Origin of the sequence: Natronoarchaeum sp. GCM10025321, from assembly GCF_042663585.1 — an archaeon.
In the GTDB taxonomy this organism is placed as follows: Archaea; Halobacteriota; Halobacteria; order Halobacteriales; family Natronoarchaeaceae; genus Natranaeroarchaeum.
The window spans coordinates 2,836,879-2,856,554 of record NZ_JBHTAN010000006.1 but is presented as its reverse complement, the minus strand read 5'-3'; the positions used below and the strand labels follow the sequence as shown (position 1 = coordinate 2,856,554).

At 65.0% G+C, this 19,676-nt stretch carries 20 protein-coding genes; 8 read left to right on the top strand and 12 right to left on the bottom strand.

Going from position 1 to position 19,676, the window contains the following annotated elements; genetic code table 11:
* Positions 1–31 precede the first annotated feature (31 nt).
* From ACFQL3_RS17535 to ACFQL3_RS17525, 3 genes are all read right to left on the bottom strand, one after another.
* A complete protein-coding gene (locus ACFQL3_RS17535) occupies positions 32–1,675 on the bottom strand; it encodes a tryptophan--tRNA ligase (RefSeq protein ID WP_377056682.1) in 1,644 nt (547 codons plus the stop codon).
* A 60-nt stretch (positions 1,676–1,735) separates the two neighbouring features.
* On the bottom strand, positions 1,736–2,785 hold the full coding sequence (endA, locus tag ACFQL3_RS17530) for a tRNA-intron lyase (protein WP_377056680.1): 1,050 nt from the start codon (positions 2,783–2,785) through the stop codon (positions 1,736–1,738).
* A 70-nt stretch (positions 2,786–2,855) separates the two neighbouring features.
* Positions 2,856–3,629: a topoisomerase DNA-binding C4 zinc finger domain-containing protein gene (locus ACFQL3_RS17525; protein ID WP_377056678.1), complete on the bottom strand. Its 774-nt coding sequence runs from the start codon at positions 3,627–3,629 to the stop codon at positions 2,856–2,858.
* 64 nt (positions 3,630–3,693) lie between these two features.
* Here ACFQL3_RS17525 and ACFQL3_RS17520 point away from each other — a divergent pair, with 64 nt between their 5' ends.
* On the top strand, positions 3,694–4,407 hold the full coding sequence (locus tag ACFQL3_RS17520; protein ID WP_377056676.1) for an HAD family hydrolase: 714 nt from the start codon (positions 3,694–3,696) through the stop codon (positions 4,405–4,407).
* 6 nt (positions 4,408–4,413) lie between these two features.
* Here ACFQL3_RS17520 and ACFQL3_RS17515 read toward each other — a convergent pair whose 3' ends face one another.
* Positions 4,414–6,771 carry a DEAD/DEAH box helicase gene (locus tag ACFQL3_RS17515; protein ID WP_377056674.1) on the bottom strand — a complete coding sequence of 786 codons (2,358 nt, stop codon included), beginning with the start codon at positions 6,769–6,771 and terminating at the stop codon, positions 4,414–4,416.
* Between the two features lie 110 nt (positions 6,772–6,881).
* Here ACFQL3_RS17515 and ACFQL3_RS17510 point away from each other — a divergent pair, with 110 nt between their 5' ends.
* Positions 6,882–7,541, top strand: coding sequence for a DUF5806 family protein (locus ACFQL3_RS17510; protein ID WP_377056672.1), 660 nt, complete (start codon positions 6,882–6,884; stop codon positions 7,539–7,541).
* Here the strand turns inward: ACFQL3_RS17510 and ACFQL3_RS17505 are convergent, their stop codons facing one another.
* Complete coding sequence (locus tag ACFQL3_RS17505; protein WP_377056670.1) at positions 7,542–8,837, bottom strand: dihydroorotase; 1,296 nt, start codon at positions 8,835–8,837, stop codon at positions 7,542–7,544.
* Positions 8,838–8,934: 97 nt separating this feature from the next.
* On the opposite strand from ACFQL3_RS17505, the gene ACFQL3_RS17500 reads away from it, so the two are divergent.
* Positions 8,935–9,453, top strand: coding sequence for a DedA family protein (locus tag ACFQL3_RS17500; protein ID WP_377056668.1), 519 nt, complete (start codon positions 8,935–8,937; stop codon positions 9,451–9,453).
* Here ACFQL3_RS17500 and ACFQL3_RS17495 read toward each other — a convergent pair.
* Positions 9,450–10,142 (bottom strand): lipoate--protein ligase family protein, encoded by a 693-nt coding sequence (locus tag ACFQL3_RS17495; protein WP_377056666.1) that lies wholly within the window; start codon positions 10,140–10,142, stop codon positions 9,450–9,452. The genes ACFQL3_RS17500 and ACFQL3_RS17495 overlap by 4 nt on opposite strands.
* A 38-nt stretch (positions 10,143–10,180) precedes the next feature.
* Here ACFQL3_RS17495 and ACFQL3_RS17490 point away from each other — a divergent pair, with 38 nt between their 5' ends.
* Complete coding sequence (locus ACFQL3_RS17490) at positions 10,181–11,005, top strand: hypothetical protein (RefSeq protein WP_377056664.1); 825 nt, start codon at positions 10,181–10,183, stop codon at positions 11,003–11,005.
* Between the two features lie 6 nt (positions 11,006–11,011).
* On the opposite strand, the gene ACFQL3_RS17485 is transcribed toward ACFQL3_RS17490, so the two are convergent.
* The 3 genes from ACFQL3_RS17485 to ACFQL3_RS17475 form a co-directional block, all read right to left on the bottom strand.
* A complete protein-coding gene (locus ACFQL3_RS17485; RefSeq protein ID WP_377056662.1) occupies positions 11,012–11,383 on the bottom strand; it encodes a VOC family protein in 372 nt (123 codons plus the stop codon).
* An 81-nt stretch (positions 11,384–11,464) separates the two neighbouring features.
* The gene (locus ACFQL3_RS17480) at positions 11,465–12,328 is read right to left on the bottom strand and encodes a fructosamine kinase family protein (protein WP_377056660.1); all 864 of its coding nucleotides are present in this window, start codon (positions 12,326–12,328) and stop codon (positions 11,465–11,467) included.
* 42 nt (positions 12,329–12,370) lie between these two features.
* On the bottom strand, positions 12,371–12,943 hold the full coding sequence (locus ACFQL3_RS17475; RefSeq protein WP_377056658.1) for a cysteine hydrolase family protein: 573 nt from the start codon (positions 12,941–12,943) through the stop codon (positions 12,371–12,373).
* Between the two features lie 123 nt (positions 12,944–13,066).
* On the opposite strand from ACFQL3_RS17475, the gene ACFQL3_RS17470 reads away from it, so the two are divergent.
* Positions 13,067–13,717, top strand: coding sequence for a hypothetical protein (locus ACFQL3_RS17470; RefSeq protein ID WP_377056656.1), 651 nt, complete (start codon positions 13,067–13,069; stop codon positions 13,715–13,717).
* Here the strand turns inward: ACFQL3_RS17470 and ACFQL3_RS17465 are convergent.
* The 3 genes from ACFQL3_RS17465 to ACFQL3_RS17455 form a co-directional block, all read right to left on the bottom strand.
* Positions 13,714–13,968, bottom strand: coding sequence for a hypothetical protein (locus ACFQL3_RS17465; RefSeq protein ID WP_377056654.1), 255 nt, complete (start codon positions 13,966–13,968; stop codon positions 13,714–13,716). The genes ACFQL3_RS17470 and ACFQL3_RS17465 overlap by 4 nt on opposite strands.
* 54 nt (positions 13,969–14,022) lie before the next feature.
* Positions 14,023–15,015 carry a hypothetical protein gene (locus ACFQL3_RS17460; protein WP_377056652.1) on the bottom strand — a complete coding sequence of 331 codons (993 nt, stop codon included), beginning with the start codon at positions 15,013–15,015 and terminating at the stop codon, positions 14,023–14,025.
* A 166-nt stretch (positions 15,016–15,181) separates the two neighbouring features.
* Complete coding sequence (locus tag ACFQL3_RS17455; RefSeq protein ID WP_377056650.1) at positions 15,182–15,646, bottom strand: TRAM domain-containing protein; 465 nt, start codon at positions 15,644–15,646, stop codon at positions 15,182–15,184.
* 167 nt (positions 15,647–15,813) lie between these two features.
* Between ACFQL3_RS17455 and ACFQL3_RS17450 the strand changes: the two genes are divergently transcribed.
* From ACFQL3_RS17450 to ACFQL3_RS17440, 3 genes are all read left to right on the top strand, one after another.
* Positions 15,814–16,689 carry an EamA family transporter gene (locus ACFQL3_RS17450; protein WP_377056648.1) on the top strand — a complete coding sequence of 292 codons (876 nt, stop codon included), beginning with the start codon at positions 15,814–15,816 and terminating at the stop codon, positions 16,687–16,689.
* 41 nt (positions 16,690–16,730) lie between these two features.
* Complete coding sequence (gene hisS, locus ACFQL3_RS17445; RefSeq protein ID WP_377056646.1) at positions 16,731–18,038, top strand: histidine--tRNA ligase; 1,308 nt, start codon at positions 16,731–16,733, stop codon at positions 18,036–18,038.
* A 146-nt stretch (positions 18,039–18,184) separates the two neighbouring features.
* Positions 18,185–19,675: an MATE family efflux transporter gene (locus tag ACFQL3_RS17440; protein ID WP_377056644.1), complete on the top strand. Its 1,491-nt coding sequence runs from the start codon at positions 18,185–18,187 to the stop codon at positions 19,673–19,675.
* The last annotated feature ends 1 nt before the right edge of the window (position 19,676 follow it).

Sequence of the window (19,676 nt, the reverse complement as noted above, 5' to 3'; positions counted from 1 at the left end):
CGGCGGTCAGGCAAAAAGGATTCGCGAGGGTCTACTGTCGTTTCCGGTCGCTATCGAGGTCGATATCGAGGTCGTCGAGTTTCGCTTCCCACTCGTCGCGTTTCTCCTGGTGCTCTTCGAGGAACTCCGACATGAGTTCGGCGGCCTGCTCCTTGCAGCCACCACAGAGCCGTTCGCCGCCGACACACTCGTCGTAGACGTCCTTTGCGAACTCGTCGTCCTCGTCCGCGAGCAGGTAGGCGTACAGTTCGTAGACGGGACATTCGTCGGCTTTCCCGCCGAGTTCGCGCTGTTTCTCTGCCGTTTCGCGGCCGCCCGTAGTTGCCGATTTGACCTTGTCGTAGCCGTCCTCGGGGTCGTCGAGCAGCGAGATGTGCGACGCGGGAATCGACGAGGACATCTTTCCGCCGGTCAACCCCGTCATGAACCGGTGGTAGATCGAGGACGGCGGGCGGAAGCCGTAGCCGCCGTGATCGAGTTCGGCCTGCCGAGCGAGTTCGTCGGCAGCCTCGCGGGAGAGCTCGAAGGTGTCGATGTGGTTCTCGTAGACGCGCTTCTCGCCCTCGATCCGCTCGATCAGTGCCTCGAAGGCGTCCTCGGTGGCGTTCCGGTCGAGTAGCCGGACGCGGGGTCGAACCGGCTCCTTGCCCGCGGCGTCGAGCTTTTCGACGACGGACTGGCGGGCCTCTTCGGGCGCGGGTTCGTGCTCGCGCAGCCAGTCGGCGACGTCCTCACAGCGGACGGTGTCGCGCTCTCCGTCCGTGCGGGCCGCCGCGCCGTCTAGGGCCTCGTATGCCGCTGCGATCAGACGACGCTCGGTCTCGTTCGCCTCGAAACTGGCGTACGCCTCCGTGACGCCGAAAAAGCGGGTTCGAGCGGCCAGATCCCGGGCCAGACGCATGTGTGGGTCCTGATCGGGGCCGACCGGGATCACCGTCGGCTTGGGCTGGTCGGCGACCTGCGGGTAGAGGATGTCGGCCATCTGCGTGACGACGCTTTGCATGTGCGAGACGTCGGTTTCGCCGTCGAAGCCGTAGATCGAACCGAGTTCGGAGTAGTTCGCCTCGATACCCAGTTCGAAGGCCAGATCCTGCACCTCACGGTTGTCGGACTGCCGGTAGAGCGTTCCTGCCTCGGGGTCGAAGCCGAGCGCGAGCAGCGAGAGGATGTAGTCCCGCGAGTGCTCGTCGATCTCGTCCCAGGAGAGGCCGCGTGCGCTGTGGGCTTCGAGGTCGGCGATCAGCCCGTAGGCATCGCCGCCCTGCTGTTGATGCCAGATGATCTCGTCGAAGACGAGTTTGTGACCGATGTGGGGATCACCCGTCGGCATGAACCCGGAGAGGACGGCGAACGCATCGTCCTCTCGCATCGCTTCCGCGACGGGTTCGTAGTCCCGATGGCCGAAGATGACGCCGCGGCGCATCAGGTAGTGGGGGTTCGGCACCGAGTCCAGTAGCTCCTCGAACTCGGCGATGCCGAACTCCTCGAACAGTTTGCGGTAGTCCGCGACCGACGAGGAGCCCCAGGGGTCGAGTGCGACCTCGTCGGCCCCCGCGGCGCTGTCGGTAGCGCCTGAACCGTCGGTTCGGACCGACGAGTGCCAGTCCTCCCCGTCCGAGGCGTGTCGTTCGGACGGCGATGCGCTGGCGTCACGGGAGTCTGTATCTCGGGTCATCCGTGCGACTATCCGAGGTTGGTACGGGCGGGCGCATAAACCGTTCGTTTCGGGACCCCGTCAGGGCGTGATGCGCCCGACTGCGAGCCAGTCGATGCCCTCGCCGTCGGGCAGCGCGAACAACATCTCCTTGCGGACGCCGTGGGCCAGCCGAATATCTAGCGAGAGGTCTCGCGGCGCGAACTCGTGGTTCGACGGCAGTACCCGGACGAGACGTTCGGAGTGACTGAGCTCTTCGACCGATTCCACGTCGGCGTAGGTCCGGAAATCCGCGCCGAACTTGAAGCCGGTCTTGGGAACGATTCCCTGCTCCCGGAGCGCGGAGTAGGCAGTGAGCCGCCGGTCGAACCGCTCGCCCTCCACGGCACGGCCGCGTTCGACGACAGCCTCGTAGCCGCCGGGAACGTCGATTGCAGCCGCGTCGGCGAGCTGTGCCGCCTCGACGAGGGACAACTGGAGTCCGTGGATCCCGTCGGCGTTTCGCTCGGCGAGAGGCTGGCCATAAAAGCCACTATCGTGGAGTTGTTCGGGCGGCTCCCAGCAGATAGCCCGGTCAGCGAAGAGGACCGCCGGCACCCCGTCGGGGAGGTCGACCGTCGTCGAGCCAGTGAGATCGGGTCGTCCCGTCTCGAAGTAGGTAATCTCGCTCTCCTCGTCGACGATGGCGAGCGTGCAGTCACCGAGCGACGCGGCGGGCTGGCGCTGGCGCTCGCCGACGACGCGGATCCGGTAGGCGACCCGGCCGTCTTCCGGGCCCTTGCCCCGCGGGTAGACGACGAAATCAACGGTTTCGATGTCGGCCGAGTTCGGCGTCCACCGCTCGCGGGCCGGAGAGAGATAGAATCCGCGTGCGCGCAGGTCGGCGTAGACGAGGAATCGCAGGCCGAACTGATCGCTGCCGGTGCCGGTGAGGAACTCGCGGAAGCCGAGGCGTCGGTCGCCGTCGACGACCGCATCCAGATCGCCCCGGAAGAGGAGATGCGCGGCCTCGACGGGGGCGACCGCGATATCGTTCCCGCCGGTCGGATAGCCGTAGCCGCGAGCGTCGTAGAACTGCTGTCGTGCGTTGCCCGAAAGGTGGACGACGCCGTCGCGGAGTGTGCCTTCCATTGGTAAACGTTCGCCCGTGGGCGGGCAAAGGTGCTACGGTCGGTCCTCAGCCGCACGCCCTCGTCGACGGTTACGTGTCTGCCTGCGCGACGCGCTCGCAGGTCGCGTCCAGACACCGCCGCCCGGTCGCGGTCTCGAACAGCGGTAACCCACACTCACAGGAGCCGATCACGGTCCCCGCGGGAATGGAAAAGCCCGTCTCGCAGTCGGGGTAGGAGTTACAGCCAGCGATAAGCCCGCCGCGGCGGAGGACGCGAAGGTCGTCCCCACACTCCGGACAGTCCCAGGCGCGGTCGAACTCCTCGCGGACCGCGCTGTCGAGGGACTCGCACTCGCGGTCCATACAGAGGTCGAAGGGGACCCCGCGCTCGACGCGAAGCCGGGGGAGACCGCACTCACACTGCTCCGACCGGATCGACGCGCCGGCCGGCAGACCGTAGCGCTCGCCACAGCCAAGACAGGAGACGGCCCCGCTCGCGCGGACGAGCGAGCGCCCGCAGTCGGGGCAGGTGCCGACCGGTACGCCCGCTTCGGTCGCCGGATAGCTGGCGTAGCCGTCCTCGCGGTGGCCGACGACGCGGAGCGTCTCGTCGCCGGACTGGGCCGTCACCGAGAAGCCGCGGTCGCGGGCGCAGGTCACCGAATCGGCGCGGGTGAGCCACGCGACTGGCTGGTAGCCGTCGGCGTCGTGAACGAGGACGGTGTTGTCGGGTTTGACGACGACGGTGACGTGACCGCGGTGTTCCTCGCGGCCCTCGCTGTCGTAGATGGCGGTACACTCGCCGGCGAAGACGCGGATCGAGTGGTCGGTCTCGTGCAGGACTGGATCGGCTGTGTCGGACATGGACCGCTCTGGGCCCGGATTCGTACTTGAACCTGTGGACGGTACCGGTGCAACCCACAGTACGATGACGGGAGCTATATCCGGGCGAGTCGTCTATGCACCGTACATGAAGGCCGTGTTGTTCGATATGGACGGCGTACTGGTCGACTCCGAGGAGTACTGGGTCGAACTCGAGGAGGAACGGGTGCTCCCCGAGGCGGTCGGCGAGGGCGTCGTCGAGGACGAGGAGATAACGGGCATGAACTACCGGGAGATCTACGATTATCTGGAAGAGAACTACGCTGACCAGCTACAGGTCGACCGTGAGACCCTCGAATCCCACTACGAGGCCGCCGCCGAGGAGCTATACGGCGAGCGGGTCGCCCTACTTTCCGGGTTCGAGGAACTCGCAGAAGAACTCCAGAAGCGAGAGGTCGACCTCGCCGTCGTCTCCTCCTCGCCACACGACTGGATCGACATCGTGCTCGACCGGTTCGGCATCCGGGACCACTTCGATGGCGTCGTCAGCGGCAACGCCGTCGACGGCCGCAGCAAACCCGAACCGCTTGTCTACGAGGAAGGGGCCGCCGCGCTCGACGTCGATCCGGCGGACTGTGTCGCCGTTGAGGACTCCGAAAACGGGATCGAGTCGGCAAACCGCGCAGGAATGACGAGTATCGCCTACCGGACCGATATCAACCCCGGCATGGACTTTTCCGGGGCGGACGTCGTAGCCGAAGGCCCCGAAGACCTGCGAGAGACCGTGCTGGCAGTCGTCAACGGCGGAACGGTGCAGTAGCAGAGCCTACTCGACGTCGACGGTCCGGGAGTCCCGCACCGGCAACAGGGGCAACTCCGGGAAACAGACCTCAATGGCGTACTCCAGCGGCGATTCGTCGCCCCCAAAGACGCCGACCGGGACGGCGAGTTCGTCGCTCAGGTAGGTCTCGTCGGCGGTCATCTCGACGCCGTTAACCGTGACACGGACGCCGACCGCGGCGTTACCGGCAACAGTTCGGATCGTGACTTCACACATCTCGTTTTCGCCGCGTGCGATCGATTCGGGAAACTCTCCCCACTCGATTTCGATGGTCGGCAGTTCGCCTGCCGACTCGATGACGCGCTCGGCAACGCCCTCCGAGAGTCCGGCGGCGACGAGTCCGTCGACGCCGGCGGCGATAACCTCGCCCGGCGTCGTGATCTCCTCGGAGGCGAGTTTGCTCGCTCGCCCCGAACCGATCCCGTCGATGGCGGTGAGTCCGACCGCCCCCTCGCTGACGCCGTTTTCGAGGCGCGCTTCGACGCGCTGGACGAGGTTGGCGGCCTGTGGCCCGGCAAAGCGCTCACAGAAGGCCCCGAGCGCGGAGATCAGGCGGACGGCGTTCTGGCGGATCACCCACGCGTCGCTCGTCAGATCGGCGGGCGTCGAGCCAGTCATCGAGGAGTGCAGGATGGCGAGTACTTTCCGCTGGCCCGCTTCGATGTCGTCGGAATAGCTCTTGCCGGACAGGACTGCGGAGATGGCGTCTCGCTCGGCCTGCCGGGCGGTGACGCTGTCGAACTCCTCGGCGGTCGCGACCGCTTCGAGCACCGCGTCGACATCTTGCTCGGCCGCCGTCGCCACCGTGTGGAACCGTCCGGCGGTATCCAGCCGCAGGTAGTACTTCGAGGCGAGCGTGCCCAGCGGCGTCGGATCGACGCCCAGTTCGTCGGTCTCGACGAAGCCAGCCTCGACCAGTTCCGAAAGCGTCTCGCGGACGCGCTCGCGCAGGCTCTCGAAGTCGTACTGTACCGGCGCGCTCTGTGCGCGCTGGTAGTAAAACGTCGTCTCCAGCCAGCCCATCACGTCGTCGAGGTCGTTGATCGTACCCATCGCTATCTCGGCGTTGAGGTGGGAGTCGAGGTCATCGGCTAGCTGGGACTCGATCTCTTTGCCGTCCCGCAGAAGCTTGCGATACATGTCGGCGTCCGAACGGTCACAGACGATCCAGCCATACCCCACGTCGTCGTAGCCCGGTCGGCCCGCCCGCCCGAGCATCTGGAGGACGTCCAGGGGGCTCATATCGACTTCGCCCTCCAGCGGGTCGTGATACTTCGTGTCCCGGATCACGACACAGCGTGCGGGGAGGTTGACACCCCACGCGAGCGTCGACGTCGAGAAGAGGAGCTGAATCTGTCCCTGTCGGAACCACTCCTCGACCAGGTCCTTGTCGTTTTTCGAGAGTCCGGCGTGGTGGAAGCCGACGCCGTCGAGCGCCGACTTGCGCAGGGTATCGTTCTCCAGTTGCTGGGTCTCGTTGTGGTAGTCGTAATCGCCACGGGCACCCATATCGAGGTCGCGTTCGGCGATTTCGTCGCGTGCCTTCTTGGCCGCCTGGACGGTGTCCTGGCGCGAGGAGACGAAGACGAGGGCCTGCCCGCCGTCGTCGATGTGGGGTTCGGCGAGGTCCATCGCCCGGTAGAGCCGCCGGTACTTGTCGGCAAACGAGTTCTCTCCGTGCGTGTACGTTCGCACGTCCGCATGCAGGTCGACCGGCCGGTACTCGTCGTCGAACTCGAAGGTGGTCTCGGCGGGGGCGTCGAGCCACGCCGCCACGTCGTCGATGTTGGGCATCGTGGCCGAGAGCGCGACGACGCGAGGATCACAGAGCCGTCGAAGCCGTGAAATCGTTACTTCGAGGACGCTGCCGCGCCGATCCGAGTCGAGCAAGTGCACCTCGTCGATGACACAGACGTCCACGTCGGTGATGAAGTCGTAGCGGCGGCTATCGTGTTTGCGAGTCGCCGAGTCGGTCTTCTCGGGGGTCATCACCAAGATGTCGGCCCGGCGCGCCCGCCGGGGGTTCAGATCCCGTTCGCCGGTGACGACGTACACCGAGTAGCCCAGATCCTCGAAGCGCTCCCAGTCCGCTTCCTTCTCGTTTGTCAGGGCACGAAGCGGGGCGACGAAGAGGGCAGTGCCGCCCTCGGCGAGCGTCTTGCAGATCGCGAGTTCGGCAAGCGCGGTCTTGCCGCTCGCGGTGGGTGCGCTGGCGACGACGTTCCCGTCCGTCCCGAGGAGTCCGGGCAGGGCCTCGCGTTGCATCTCGTTGAACGACTCGAACGCGAACGCGTCGGCGAAATCTGCAAGCTCGAAATCGGCGAGGACCTCGGCGAGTTCCATCATCAGATAGCGTGGGTCGGGGACGCAAATGCGTTTCCTTCGAGCGCTGTCCCGCTCCACGCCCCGTCACGACGGCAATTCTTTTGCCGACGCCTCGGCAAGGGCAGGACATGACAGAGCGAGTAGGCCCGAACGACGAGCGATCGGAGGAGGACCACGAGGTGGACGAGGAGACCGAACCGGACGACACCGAATCGTCGAGTTCGCCACAGCCCTCCGTTCCGGAGACTGATTCGCAGGTCCCCGACGACGTCCGAAAGTACGAGAAGTTCACCAAGATGGACGGCGCGCAGTACGACCGGGTCAACGAGTTTCTGCGCGACCGGACCTACATCACGGCACGCGAGTGGGCAATCGCGCGACTCTGTGCGGACTTCCGAACCGAGACGGGCGTCGAGATGACAAAGGTCGGCGAGAACCTGCCCGAACTCGTCCCCTTCATGACCGACACCTACAGCCCACAGGCAGTCAATCAGGCCCGCTCCTCGTTCGAGGAGAAGGTCCGAACTGCGGGTGCGACGTTTCTCTACGGCGCAATGTCGGATTTCTTCACTGCCGAGGAACTCGACGACATGATGTACGAGGTCACCGAGGTCGCGAAGTTCCTGCTGGAGGTAGAGGGTGTCGACCTGGACGTCGAGGACGAACTCGACACCGAGGACCGGATCTCGGCGGTGATGCGGGAGGTCAGATCGTCGAGCGAGCAACTGCGCCAGGACGCCGACGACTGTCCACACTGTGGCGGCGACCTGCACGCGAGCGCCGAGTAGCTACTGCCCGTCGAGTTCGCGGACGTTCTCGCCGGCGGCGTCGCCGAAGTCGCCATCGCGGTAGACGACCTCGCCCCGGACCATCGTCAGTTCGGGGAAGACGCCCGGACGCCCCTCGAACGGCGTCCACGTACATTTCGAGTGGAGCATCTCGCCGTCGATCTCGGTCGCCTCGGAGGTGTCGACGAGCACGAGGTCGGCGTCGTAGCCCTCCTCGATACGACCTTTCCGGGAGAGGCCGAACGTCTCCGCGGGGGTGGCGGCGATCAGGTCACGGACGCGTTCGTAGGAGAACCGATCCTGGCGCGCTTCCTCCAGGAGCAGTGGTAGCATCGTCTCGACGCCCGGGACGCCACTCGGCGCATCCCAGATGCCGGCGTCTTTCTCGTCGCGAGTGTGGGGTGCGTGGTCGGTGGCGATCATGTCCACGGTGCCGTCGGCGACCGCCTCGTAGACGTCCCGGCGGCGCTCTTCGTCACGGAGCGGCGGGTTCATCCGGCCATGAGTACCGAGGTCGTCCAGATCCTCCCGCGAGAGGAACAGGTGGTGGGTCGTGACCTCACAGGTCGCGCCGCCGTCGACGGCGGCCTCGATACCCTCCGGCGTGCTGGTGTGGGCAATGTGGACGTCCGTCCCCGTGTCGCCTGCAACCTCGATAGCGCGCTCGACTGCGGCTTCCTCGGCCTCCGCGGTGCGGAACGCGCTCCACAGGTCGGCGTTGGCGTCCGGGCCGGTACCGTTGGCTGGCATCTCCTGGACCGACTCGTCGAACAGCGTCGCGTCCTCGGCGTGGACGGTCACGGTCGTGTCGCGTTCGCCGGCCTGCTCGACCGCTTCGGCGAACAGGTCGGCATCGATACCCATGTCGCCGGTCGAGTCAGCGAGAAACACCTCGCCGAGCGCAAAGAGCGGCCGGTCGAACAACTCCTCGGGAGTCCAGTCGGCGGTGACGCCGCCGTTGATGCCGTAATCGACGTAGGAGGCGGCGGCGAGTTCGGCCTTCCGGTCGAATCCTTCGCCATCTATCGTCGGCGGGTCGGTGTTTGGCTGGTCGACGACAGTCGTCACGCCGCCGGCCGCGGCGCTTTTCGAACCGGTCTCCCAGGTCTCCTTGTGGGAGTACCCCGGCTGTCGGAAGTGGACGTGGACGTCGATTGCGCCCGGGAAGAGCCGTTTGCCGTCCGCGTCGATATCGGCCGACCCGTCGAGCGATGGTTCGAGGGCGGCGATGCGCCCGTTCTCGGTCCGGACGTCGACCTCGCGGTCGTCCGGCAGGAGGGCGTTCGTGATGAGCATACCAACACTGGGTCGTCGGGGTTCCTAAACGTCCCGAATGCCCGCGCTCGGCCGGAATAGAAGAGCTATATACGCAGAGACCTATTTCAGCATTGAAATGATAGATGCGGTAGCGGGCCCGGTGATCGACATCATCGATCACTACGGCATCGCAGTGCTCTTTCTGGTCTTCGTACTGGAGGGTGCGCTCGTCGGGAAGGTGATCCCGACGCGGACGCTGTTCGTGGCAGTCGTCGTGGCGGCCGGGACGAACCTGCTCGATTTCGTGCCAGTGCTCGCCGCCGCCGTCCTCGGAGCGACCGTCGGCCAGTCGGTCCTGTTCTTGCTCGTCAGACGGTACGGCATCGACCTCGCCGAGATGGAACACGTACCGATCGACGCCGATCGCATGAATCGGGCAACGGGGTTGCTCGACCGCTGGGGACCCGCCGCCGTCGCCGTGACGAACGTCCTCCCGGTCGTGCGAGGATCGCTGATCGTCCCGACCGCGATGTCGGACACCCCGTGCTATCGGTTCTCAGCGTGGTCGATGGCTGGGTCGGCCGTCTACGGCGGCGCGCTGGTTGCACTCGCCATCGGAATCGAGAGCCTCGTAACGCTGGCCGGACTGTTCTAGTCGTCGAGAAATCGGTCGACCGAGAGAATCGGTCGCGGGTCGCCGTCGACGAACGCATCTTCGAGCGCTCGCACCACGAGATCCGGATCGTCCGGACCGCCGGCGTGGGCCACGCCACCCACCGATTTCGGGTCGAACGGGGCGCCGAGCGCGTCGTAAACGGGCGAGAGAACGTCGGCTATCTCCTTGCGATCGGTGACGATGACTACACCGGAGACGAGTGCGGCATCGGCCCGGACTCGCTGGGCGACACCGGCGAGTTTGCCGGCCGCCTGGAGCGAGTGCGAACCGGGGCAGAACGACTCCGCGGGTTCCCCCGCCGAGACGGTGACGCCGAGACTCGACAGCGCCTGCCGGACAGTGGCCGTCGCGGCGTCGTACCGCTCGCCGAGGCCGCGCCGGAGGTCATCGATCGGGCGGGCGTGGGCGAACGCTATCGTGGTGCCGGTGTAGGCGACGGCACGACCGCCGACGCTCCGCTCGGTTGGCACGAACCCGTGTTCGGTCGCCGCGGCGCGGGCGGCGTCGTAGCCCTCGCAAGCGGCGTCACGACGCCCGAACGCGACCTGGCGATGGGGCGTCCAGACGCGAACCGAGGGCTGTCGGTCCGTTGCCGTCCGATCAAGCATCGCCGCCGTGGCTTCTCGGTCGGTGGTCGGTGTCGCCGCGCGGCCGCGAACGAGACGCATCGACACGTGTTAGGGAGCCCCATGCTAAAATCGGTTCGATGGTGACTCTGCCCGGGCGAGTCCTCGACCGGTATCGCCGGTTCTCGCTGTACAACTCTCCCTACACCGCACACGACACCGGATCGGCGGTCGATCTGTATCCCGACGCCGACGCCACGGCTGCGCCAAGCCCCGTTGCGGGCACGGTCGAACTCGTTCGGAGCGTCCAGGCGCCGCCGAAGTCCTACGCCGCCGACGAGGATCACCTGATCGTAATCGACACCGGGAGTCACCTGGCTCGCGTCATGCACGTCGATCCGGGCGTCGAACCGGGCACGCAGGTCGCGGTCGGGGATTCGCTGGGGCGGCCGATCCGCGCGGGCTTTTTCGCACCCTGGGTCGACAACCACCTCCACGTCGGCTTCCGGCCGCGCGATGCCGACCCGCTCAGGGCGTCGGGATCGATCCGGATCGAGCCAGCGGTCGACGTCGAACCGCTCTCGTGGGACGGGACGGGTCGCGTCACAGAGCGCGGCGACACCTATGCGATTCTGGACACACCCGCCCATCCCGCACCGGGCGAGCAGTTCGTCGGGATGGGGACACTCGGCGGGCGAGCGGTGCTGGACGGCGGCTTCCCACACTACGACTGTGGCGGACTGCTCGGCGCGAGTACGGACGACGCCGAGGTCGACTTGGCAGGACGCCGCGTCGGCGTCGCGACGGGCCGTGACGTCGCGTGGGACGACGTGAGCGTGCTGGCGAACGACGAACCCATCACCGGCATCGCGCTGTTCGCCGACCGGGAGACCTTCGGTGCGAAACTGATCTGTCCGGACACGACGTTCCCGGTGGGCGAGGACGTGCGCGTCAGGATCGAGTAAGCCGATCTATTCGAGCGGCGAGAAAATCTCGACCTCGTAGCCGTCGGGGTCCTCGACGAAGGCGGCGCGAGCACCGGCCGCTTCGATGGTGAGTGGTCCGTTGGTCACCGGGCAGTCGGTGGCCGCGACGAGCGCCTCGACGGTCGCCTCGACGTCTTCGACACGGACCGCGAGGTGGACGATGCCCGAGGGGGAGACCGACTGCCCCTCCTCGTGGACGAACTGGATCGCGGTATCCAGTTCGTCGCCAGTGACGTAGTAGTGGTGCGTCTCGCCGGCGTAGAAGTCCTGATCGTGAGTCAGTCCGAGTCCGTCCTCGTAGAAGGCTTTCGTCGCATCGAGATCCGAGACAGCGACTGCGGTGTGTTGAACGTCCATGGTTCCCTGTTCGTCATCGGCCCCATAAGGCGTTCTATCCGGGGGCGCCGCTGTCAGGAATCTGCCCGATCTACGACCGAATCAGACCCCGACCGCCGCGAGCGCTTCGTCGAGTCGCGGGCGGATCTCCGTGCCGAAGTACCGGACGTTTTCGAGCACGTGAAACGCGGTGTAGACGTCGCGGCGCTCCTCGAAATAGCCCGTCGGGATCGGCCGATGGCGTCGGTACTGGTCGAGAAAGCTCTCGCCGAGTTCTGGCGAACGTTCCGCGTACGCCAGGCCGAGTTCGTCGTGGCCGAAGTAGATAGCCGGATCGATCACCGCCTGTACCGCCCCGTCGCCGACGACGACGTTGCCGGGATGGAGGTCGCCGTGGAGCAGTGCTGGCTCGGCCGGTTCGACGAGCAGGTCGTCGAGGCGCTCGGCAAGCGCCTGGACGCGCTCGAACCCGTCACTGGAGAGCGACCCGTCGTCGCTGGCCGCTCGCGCGAACGGGAGCAGGCGCTGGTCTCTGAAGAAGTCGATCCACGAGTCGGCCCACGGGTTCGACTGGAGGAACGGCCCCGAAAGCGTGTCGAACGGGAAGCCGTAGGCGTCGGCCGAGATGTCGTGGAGCGCGGCGAGATGATCGGCGAGCGCGCGCTCGGCCCGCTCGTCGAAGATACCGTCGCCGTCGACGTACTCCATCACCAGCAGCCCCGATTCGACGTGGTGGACCGCGGGGACGGGAAGCGCCGTCTCGTCGGCGAGATACGCGAGCATCCGCGCTTCGTTCTCCAGCGGGACGTCGTCGACTTTCACCGCGACTGGCTCCCGACCGGCGAGGCTGACGCGAAACACGCGGCCGACCAGGCCGCCCTCTAGCTCGGTGATATCGGTCACGTCGGCGCCGATAGCCGTCGATAGCCGGTCCGAGAGGTCGCGTTCGATGGACTCATCGCTCATCGTTCCGGCGGATACGCCCGCCCGCAGTATATCTCCTCTGACTCACTCGAAAGCGACGTCCTCGCGGGTGCTGACTTCGCTGAACAGCCAGTCGGCGTGTTCGAGGGCGTACTCGCGGTGGTCCTCCTCGATGGCACCGATAGCGTCCTCGACGAGAACCGGTCGGTAGTCCCGCAGGCCCGCGCTCCCGGCGGTGTGGAGCACGCAGACGTTCGCAAGCGTCCCACAGAAGACCAGAGTGTCGATCCCGCGTGCGCTCAGCCAGCCGTCGAGTTCGGTCTCATGGAACGCGTCGTAGGTGTGTTTCTCGACGACGTGATCCTCGGGGTAGATCATTAGCTCTTCGACGAGTTCGGCCTCCCACGAGCCTTCGAGGACGTGCTCACCCCACTGCTCGAACTCGTCGTAGTAGTGGTTACCGTCGAACTGCTGGGGCGGATGAACGTCGCGCGTGTAGACGACCTGGACGCCCGCATCGCGGGCCCGCTCGACCAACCCAGTGATCGGTTCGATCACCTCCTCGCTCCCCGGCGCGTACAGCGTGCCGTCGGGATGGGCGAAGCCGTTCTGCATGTCGACGACGACCAGTGCGGTAGAATCGGCATCGAGTGTCATGACAGAGAATAACGCATCAGTGCTCAAAAGTGGATTGCCCGCGAATCGAGTCGCCGTGGCGGTTTCCGGGTTACTTGTTGGAGCCGTAATATTTACTTTCCCGATATACCTCTATACACTCACATGTCAACTGTTGAAACAACTGGCACCTCACACCAGGATGGCGGGCTACCCGGACTCTTGGGCGGGCTGATCTGGGGGGTCGTCGGGCTGATCCTGACCCTCGCCGCCTGGGCTGGACTGGGCGCCTATCACGCCTCGACGGCACCGAACAACCCGGAACAGTACGTAGATCAGCAGCTAGAAGCACAGATACAACTGGTCGATAACGCACTGTCGAGCGCACAGTTCGGGTCGGAGCCGATGGTCGAAGCGGTGCTCTGGGTGTTCTATGCAGGCCACGGTGTCCCGATCCAGTTCGATCTGGGCGATCGGACGGAGTCGATACAGTTTCTGGAGTACTGGGCGACGATTCCGAGCGCCACCGAGACGATGTATCTCGCCGTACCGGCGGTCGCCCTGGGCCTGTGTGGGCTGATTCTGGCTCGGCGCGCCGGCGTGAGCAACCCCGTCGAGGGAGCGATGGGCGGTGCGTTCGTCGTGATCGGCTACGGCGGACTGTTCTGTCTCAGTCTGGCCTTTGCAACCGTCGAGAGCGCCGACGGACTCGTCAGCGTCGGTCCAGCGATGTCCGATGCGGTCCTGCGCGGACTCGGGTATCCGATCATTGCAGGGGGGATCGGCGGCGCACTCGCGGGGCTTGGCGAGAGCTAACCCTCGTTTGTCACCTGTTTGAGTTCGAAGAGAAACACCCACAGGCCCACGACGAGGCCCGCCGGGATGACGATCCGGGCCACGCCCTCGTCGACCGGGAGCCGTGCGGTCTCGACCAGTAGCCGCACGGAGAGTTCCGAGAGGCGCTCGACGACGCCGACGTGTTCCGTGAGCAGATTGTTGGTCAGGCCGGCGAGGATGATCGCACCCATCGAAGCGAGTCCGTGGATAGTTCCCTTGATATGTGACATAGACTAACACTGTAATCGGAAATAATATAATTGACGGATACGGCGGAACTGCGATTACTGCGTGTGTTTGAGCCCTTCTCGCTCGACGTAGACCTCCATCTCCTGTGAAAGCTCTTCGAGTTCCGCGTTGATCGCTTCCTGCTGGTCAGCGACATCGTCGCGCACGTCGGCCTCGACTTCGTCGAGAAGCGTTTCGGTGTACGCGAGTCGGACGTCGAACGAGCCGTTGATACGTGACTGGACCTGATCGATCGTATTCTTGTATCGGCGGTTCGAGGTGTCGCGGTTCGACCACGCGCCGAGATGGTCGATGAATCCGGAGCTAGGGTTGAGCGCGTGCTCGCTTGAGACGATGTCGTCGTGCCACTCCTGGACGGTTTTCGATAGCTGGCGGCCGAGCGTCCAGTCGAGTTCCTCGAAGGAGTCGGCGTCGATGTTCGAGCTCATCCGGCCGGTGTAGACGTTGACAAACGTGTCACCGGCGTAGATGACACTCATATTCGCGAAGATGTCGGTCCGTTCCTCGTCGGTGTCCTCGATGGTTCGTTCGCTAACCTCGCCAGTCATCAGAATCCGGATGATGTCCTTTCTAGCGACGGGGAACTCCCCAGTCTCGGTCTTGAAATACAGGTAGATCCCCGCGACGACGAGTACCCCACCGAGGGCCGCGTACACGAGTTCCTCGGCGAGTCCGGTGGCAACGGCCACGAGCAGGCCGATCACGATCATAAGTGCCCCGTGGGGGCCGTACGGTTTGTATTCGATCTTGCCGGTGCCGAGCATGCCCCAGTCCGATTCCGCCATGAGCCGGCCGTCGAGGCGCCCGGTCTTCTGGCCGACTTCCTCGCTGATGATGTCCAGATCAGAGTCCTGTGTCCCGACCGTCTCGTACTTGAAGTCGTTTTTCGTCTGGATCTCTTCGAGCCGTCGTTTCAGTCGCCGGTAGAACTCACGGGGATTGATACCCCGGTAGTCCCCATCGGTAAAGCGCGTTGCCTTCCGCAGGTCCTGGCGGCTGTATTTTGGTACTCCTCTGTCAGATGCCATACAGCTATCGTTTTAATGAGGCATAAAAAAAGTAACGTATGTGAGCAGTATTCGCCAAACAAGCGTTAATAAGGCGGATGCAACGGGAAGAACGCAAGTGGGTATGTCGCCGATAGAATCGCGGGCCGGTGGCTGTCCAGAGCTGGCGGGTCGGGACGTTTGCCGCTTACGAGCCCCAGAAGTCTTCGCGACTTCCGAGTTGTGGGCTGCGGTCGGTCGGATCAGTTCGCTCGCGGTCCGACGTCTCCTCGTCGTCGGCATCGGCGTCCTCGGTCTCTTCGTCTTCCTCCTCCTCGTCCATCGGGAGTCGCTCTACCTCCTCGCCCTGGGCGTGGTTGGAGTGGACGTTAGTGATCTTGACGCGTGCGCGGGCTTCGGGAAGGATTCCATCGACGAGGATGATGAATCCGTCTTCGGTCCGGCCGACGCCGGCACCGCTCTCGTGGATGTCGGTCACGTCGACGACGACTTCTTCGTTTGGTTTGACGGGCTGCGTCTTCAGTTCGGAGATCGGCTGACCGTAGTGGTTACACCACTCCTTGCCACCACGGTCGCCGTAGTGGCTACATCCCATCCCTTCGATGCGTTCGGAGAAACTCGGGCAGTCATCCGCCAGTGGACAGTGAGCCATGGCGAGAGCTACTGTACCGGCCAAGTAAACGCTTGCGATGGGACCGCTACACTGCAAGGCATCCAAACGGGGTTTCGACGGATGTTTCAGAGATCACAGGCAATTTCCTGGTATGATTTTCCTGGCGAAGCCGACAGTCGATTCGAGCGGCTTGGGGTGGTAACTCGATGGAAATCGGCATTGTCTACTCGATTCTCGCCGCGTTCGTCTGGGGGAGCTACCTGTTCGTCCTCAAGCGCTACTTCGACGAGTTCCCGGCGACGACGCTCGCGGTCTGTGTGAACGCCTTCGCGATCCTGTTTTACGCGCCGATAACGGCGAGAGGGCTCGCCAACGGCGACGCCGCCTCGCTGTCCGGGGCTGGCCTCGAACACGTCATCGTGATCGCACTGACGATCCTGAGCACCGCGGGCGCGTTCATCCTCTTTCTGTACGCGATCCAGACCGGCGAGGTCTCCTACGTCGCGCCGATCAACAAGATCGTTCCCGTCTTCGTGCTCCCAATCGAGGTGCTCCTGCTGGGCCAGTTCCTCACGCTGTTGCAGGTCACTGGCGTGGTCGTCGCGACGCTCGCAGTCTACGTGGCGAACTACCGGGCCGGGAGCCTGCTCGAACCGATCCGGCGCGCCGCCCACTCCCGTCCGGCACAGTTGGCGTTGCTCTCGGCGATGCTGTTTGCGGTCACCGACGTCGGCAGGCGGGTCGTTCTCCAGGAACTCGCGGTGCCGACCGCACTGTGGGTGCCGCTGTTGCTCGCCGGCGTCCTCCTCGTCTTTCTCCCCTCGGCGGTACAGAACGTCCCCGATACCCTGCGCGCCGACCTGCCCAAACTCGCCGGGGCGGGTGTGATCGTCGCGCTGGGCGAGCACACGACGACTCTGGCGTTCTCGCTGATTCCGGCGAGCATCGCCTCGCCGATCGTGAACACACAGGCCATCGTCGCGGTGATCCTCGGCGGCGTCGTGCTCGGGGAAGAACACTTCCGGATCCGGATCGTCGCTGCGGTGCTTGCCGTGGCCGGTGTAACGATGATCGCCATCTAGGAAAGGCAGGTTTCAAGCGTCCGCTCGGCCAACCGGAGGACATGTACGAACGTATCAAGGGGTTCCGGGATTTCTATCCGGAGGAGATGCAGGCCCGTCGGCAGATGTTCGACGCGGTCGAGTCCACGGTACGAAGCTACGGCTTCCGTGAGATCGGTACGCCCGCGATGGAGGACGCACAGCTCTATATCGACAAGAGCGGCGAGGAAATCGTCGAGGAGCTATACAGTTTCGAGGACAAGGGTGGCCGACACATCGCGCTGACGCCCGAACTGACGCCGACGGTCGCACGGATGGTCGTCGCCAAACAGCAGGAGCTCTCGAAGCCGATCAAGTGGTTCTCGACACGGGCGTTCTGGCGCTACGAGGAGCCCCAGCAGGGACGCTTTCGCGAGTTCTATCAGACCAACGTCGACATCTTCGGCTCCAGCGAGCCGACCGCCGACGCCGAAGTGCTGGCCGTCGCGGCCGACATGCTGACGAACCTCGGCCTCGACGCCGACGACTTCGAGTTCCGCGTCTCTCACCGGGATATCCTCGGCGGCCTGCTGGAGAGCTTCGAGGGCGAAATCGCCACACAGGCCGCGATCCGTGCCGTCGACAAGAGCGCAAAGATCGAAGAGGCCGAGTATCACGAACTGCTCGTCGACGCGGGGCTTTCCTACGAGCAGGCCCGCGAGTTCGACGACCTGCTCGACGTCGACGAGGACGAACTCGACGACCTGATCGAGTTCGCGGGAACTGACCGCATCGAGGCGGCGGTCACCAATCTCCAGAACGTCCTCGACGCCGCCGCCGACTTCGGCGTCCGCGAGTACTGCGACCTCTCTCTCGAGACCGCGCGGGGACTCGATTACTACACCGGCGTCGTCTTCGAGTGTTTCGACTCGACTGGCGAGGTCTCCCGCGCCGTCTTCGGCGGCGGGCGCTACGACGACCTGATCGAGAGCTTCGGCGGCCAGCCGACACCCGCAGTCGGCTTCGCGCCCGGCGACGCGACGCTCTCGCTGCTCCTCCAGCGCGCCGGTGTCTGGCCCGAGGAAAGCCTCTCGACGGACTACTACGTCCTCCAGGTCGGGGATACGCGGCCCGTCGCCGCACGGATCGCCCGCGAACTCCGGGGCGCTGGCAACGTCGTCGAGAGCGACGTCGCCGACCGTAGCTTCGGCGCACAGATGAACTACGCCGATTCGATCAACGCCGACACGGTCGTCATCGTCGGCGAGCGCGACCTCGAAAACGACGAAGTGACGATCAAGGACATGGAAAGCGGCGACCAGGTGCAGGCACCGGTCGACGAGTTCCCCGGCGACCACGACCGGCCGACAATCGAGGACTTCACCGAGTAACGCCGACGACAGTTCTACCCACATTCTCCCGCCGGGACCGCCCTCTTCCGTGCCAGGACCGTGAGATGTTTAACTCAGTGACGGAGAGCCTCGACTATCCTAACTGTGAACGACGACTTGTTCAAAGATCCGGAGCGAGGTGAACGATGAGTGACGACCGGTCGGTCGACCTCACCGAGGGGCGACTACTGGTTCCATTGCTCGTTCTTGCGGGTCCCATAGTCGCCTCACAGCTCCTGCAGGTCACCTACAACCTGATCGACACGTACTTCGTCGGACGCCTCGGTGCGGACGCCGTCGCCGCGCTCGGCTTTGCGCTTCCCTTTGCCTTCCTGATGATCAGCGTCGGGAGCGGGCTGACCGTCGCCGGAACGGTGCTGGTCGCCCAGCACAAGGGTGCGGGCAACGAGGAGAGAGTCGCCCGCGTCGCCGGCCAGACGATCACGTTCGTCTCTATTACCTCCGTACTACTGGCCGCGATGGGCTACCTGCTCGCGCCCATCCTGCTGCCGTACATCGGCACCGATCCCGGCACAGCGACCCATCAGATGGCCGTCGAGTACACCCGGACTATCTTCATCGGCGTCGTCTTCATGTTCGGCTTCTTCATCTTCCAGGCCATCCTCCGTGGGTGGGGCGACACGCGGACACCGCTGTATCTGATGGTGCTCAGCGTGAGCATCAACGTCCTGCTAGATCCGTTCTTGATCCTCGGCTTCGAGGGCAACCCGTTGTTCGCGTGGGTCGGTCTGGTCGACCTCCAGGCTGACCTGCTCGCCGCGACGGGCTTTACCGGCTACGGCGTGCAGGGTGCTGCCGTCGCCACCGTCTTCTCGCGGGGCGTCGGCGCAGCCATCGGCTTCTGGTTGCTGTTTACCGGCCGGGTCGGCATCGACCTCTCGCTCGCGGATCTCAAACCCGAACTCGACGTGGTCCGGAAGATCATCGACGTCGGCGGGCCCTCCGGCCTCGAACGCGGTGCGGACTCGCTGGCGTACACCGGTATGACGGCGCTGGTGGGGCTGGTGAGCGCCGACGCCGTCGCCGCCTACGGGATCGGAAACCGGATCAACACGCTGGTCTATCTCCCCGCTGTCGGCCTGGCACAGGGCACCGAAACCGCAGTCGGACAGAGCCTCGGCGCAGGCAAACAGGGCCGAGCGCGCAAGGCCGTCCTGCTCAGTTCGGGGATTATCTTCGGCGTCCTCGCCGTCTTCAGCCTGCTCGCGTTCGTCTTCGCCGAGGCTATCGTCTCGGTCTTCATCGAGGGCGAGGGGGCCGAGGCCGTCGTCCGGATGGGGACGGACTACTTCAAGATCATCGGCCCGACCTACGTGTTCATGGGCCTGTTTCAGGTCATCAACGCCGGCTTTCGCGGCGCTGGTAGCACTCGCACGGCGTTTCTCTTTTCCGCGCTCGCCCAGTGGGGCCTGCGGATCCCGCCGACGCTGGTGTTCATCACGGCGCTCTCGATGGGCGCGATGGGCGTCTGGTGGGGCATCGCCTTCTCGCACGTCGCCGCCGCCGGCGTCGTTGCTGTCTGGTTCGTCGTCGGGAACTGGGATCAGGGCGTGATCGACAGCGACGAGAGCGAGGAATCAGCAGACGCTACCACAGCCGTCGAAACCGCAGAATAGC

Coding starts and splice junctions, on each gene's coding strand:
- ACFQL3_RS17535 (WP_377056682.1), bottom strand. CDS start 1,675: ATGACCCGAGATACAGACTCCCGTGACGCCAGCGCATCGCCGTCCGAA.
- endA (WP_377056680.1), bottom strand. CDS start 2,785: ATGGAAGGCACACTCCGCGACGGCGTCGTCCACCTTTCGGGCAACGCA.
- ACFQL3_RS17525 (WP_377056678.1), bottom strand. CDS start 3,629: ATGTCCGACACAGCCGATCCAGTCCTGCACGAGACCGACCACTCGATC.
- ACFQL3_RS17520 (WP_377056676.1), top strand. CDS start 3,694: ATGACGGGAGCTATATCCGGGCGAGTCGTCTATGCACCGTACATGAAG.
- ACFQL3_RS17515 (WP_377056674.1), bottom strand. CDS start 6,771: ATGGAACTCGCCGAGGTCCTCGCCGATTTCGAGCTTGCAGATTTCGCC.
- ACFQL3_RS17510 (WP_377056672.1), top strand. CDS start 6,882: ATGACAGAGCGAGTAGGCCCGAACGACGAGCGATCGGAGGAGGACCAC.
- ACFQL3_RS17505 (WP_377056670.1), bottom strand. CDS start 8,837: ATGCTCATCACGAACGCCCTCCTGCCGGACGACCGCGAGGTCGACGTC.
- ACFQL3_RS17500 (WP_377056668.1), top strand. CDS start 8,935: ATGATAGATGCGGTAGCGGGCCCGGTGATCGACATCATCGATCACTAC.
- ACFQL3_RS17495 (WP_377056666.1), bottom strand. CDS start 10,142: ATGCGTCTCGTTCGCGGCCGCGCGGCGACACCGACCACCGACCGAGAA.
- ACFQL3_RS17490 (WP_377056664.1), top strand. CDS start 10,181: ATGGTGACTCTGCCCGGGCGAGTCCTCGACCGGTATCGCCGGTTCTCG.
- ACFQL3_RS17485 (WP_377056662.1), bottom strand. CDS start 11,383: ATGGACGTTCAACACACCGCAGTCGCTGTCTCGGATCTCGATGCGACG.
- ACFQL3_RS17480 (WP_377056660.1), bottom strand. CDS start 12,328: ATGAGCGATGAGTCCATCGAACGCGACCTCTCGGACCGGCTATCGACG.
- ACFQL3_RS17475 (WP_377056658.1), bottom strand. CDS start 12,943: ATGACACTCGATGCCGATTCTACCGCACTGGTCGTCGTCGACATGCAG.
- ACFQL3_RS17470 (WP_377056656.1), top strand. CDS start 13,067: ATGTCAACTGTTGAAACAACTGGCACCTCACACCAGGATGGCGGGCTA.
- ACFQL3_RS17465 (WP_377056654.1), bottom strand. CDS start 13,968: ATGTCACATATCAAGGGAACTATCCACGGACTCGCTTCGATGGGTGCG.
- ACFQL3_RS17460 (WP_377056652.1), bottom strand. CDS start 15,015: ATGGCATCTGACAGAGGAGTACCAAAATACAGCCGCCAGGACCTGCGG.
- ACFQL3_RS17455 (WP_377056650.1), bottom strand. CDS start 15,646: ATGGCTCACTGTCCACTGGCGGATGACTGCCCGAGTTTCTCCGAACGC.
- ACFQL3_RS17450 (WP_377056648.1), top strand. CDS start 15,814: ATGGAAATCGGCATTGTCTACTCGATTCTCGCCGCGTTCGTCTGGGGG.
- hisS (WP_377056646.1), top strand. CDS start 16,731: ATGTACGAACGTATCAAGGGGTTCCGGGATTTCTATCCGGAGGAGATG.
- ACFQL3_RS17440 (WP_377056644.1), top strand. CDS start 18,185: ATGAGTGACGACCGGTCGGTCGACCTCACCGAGGGGCGACTACTGGTT.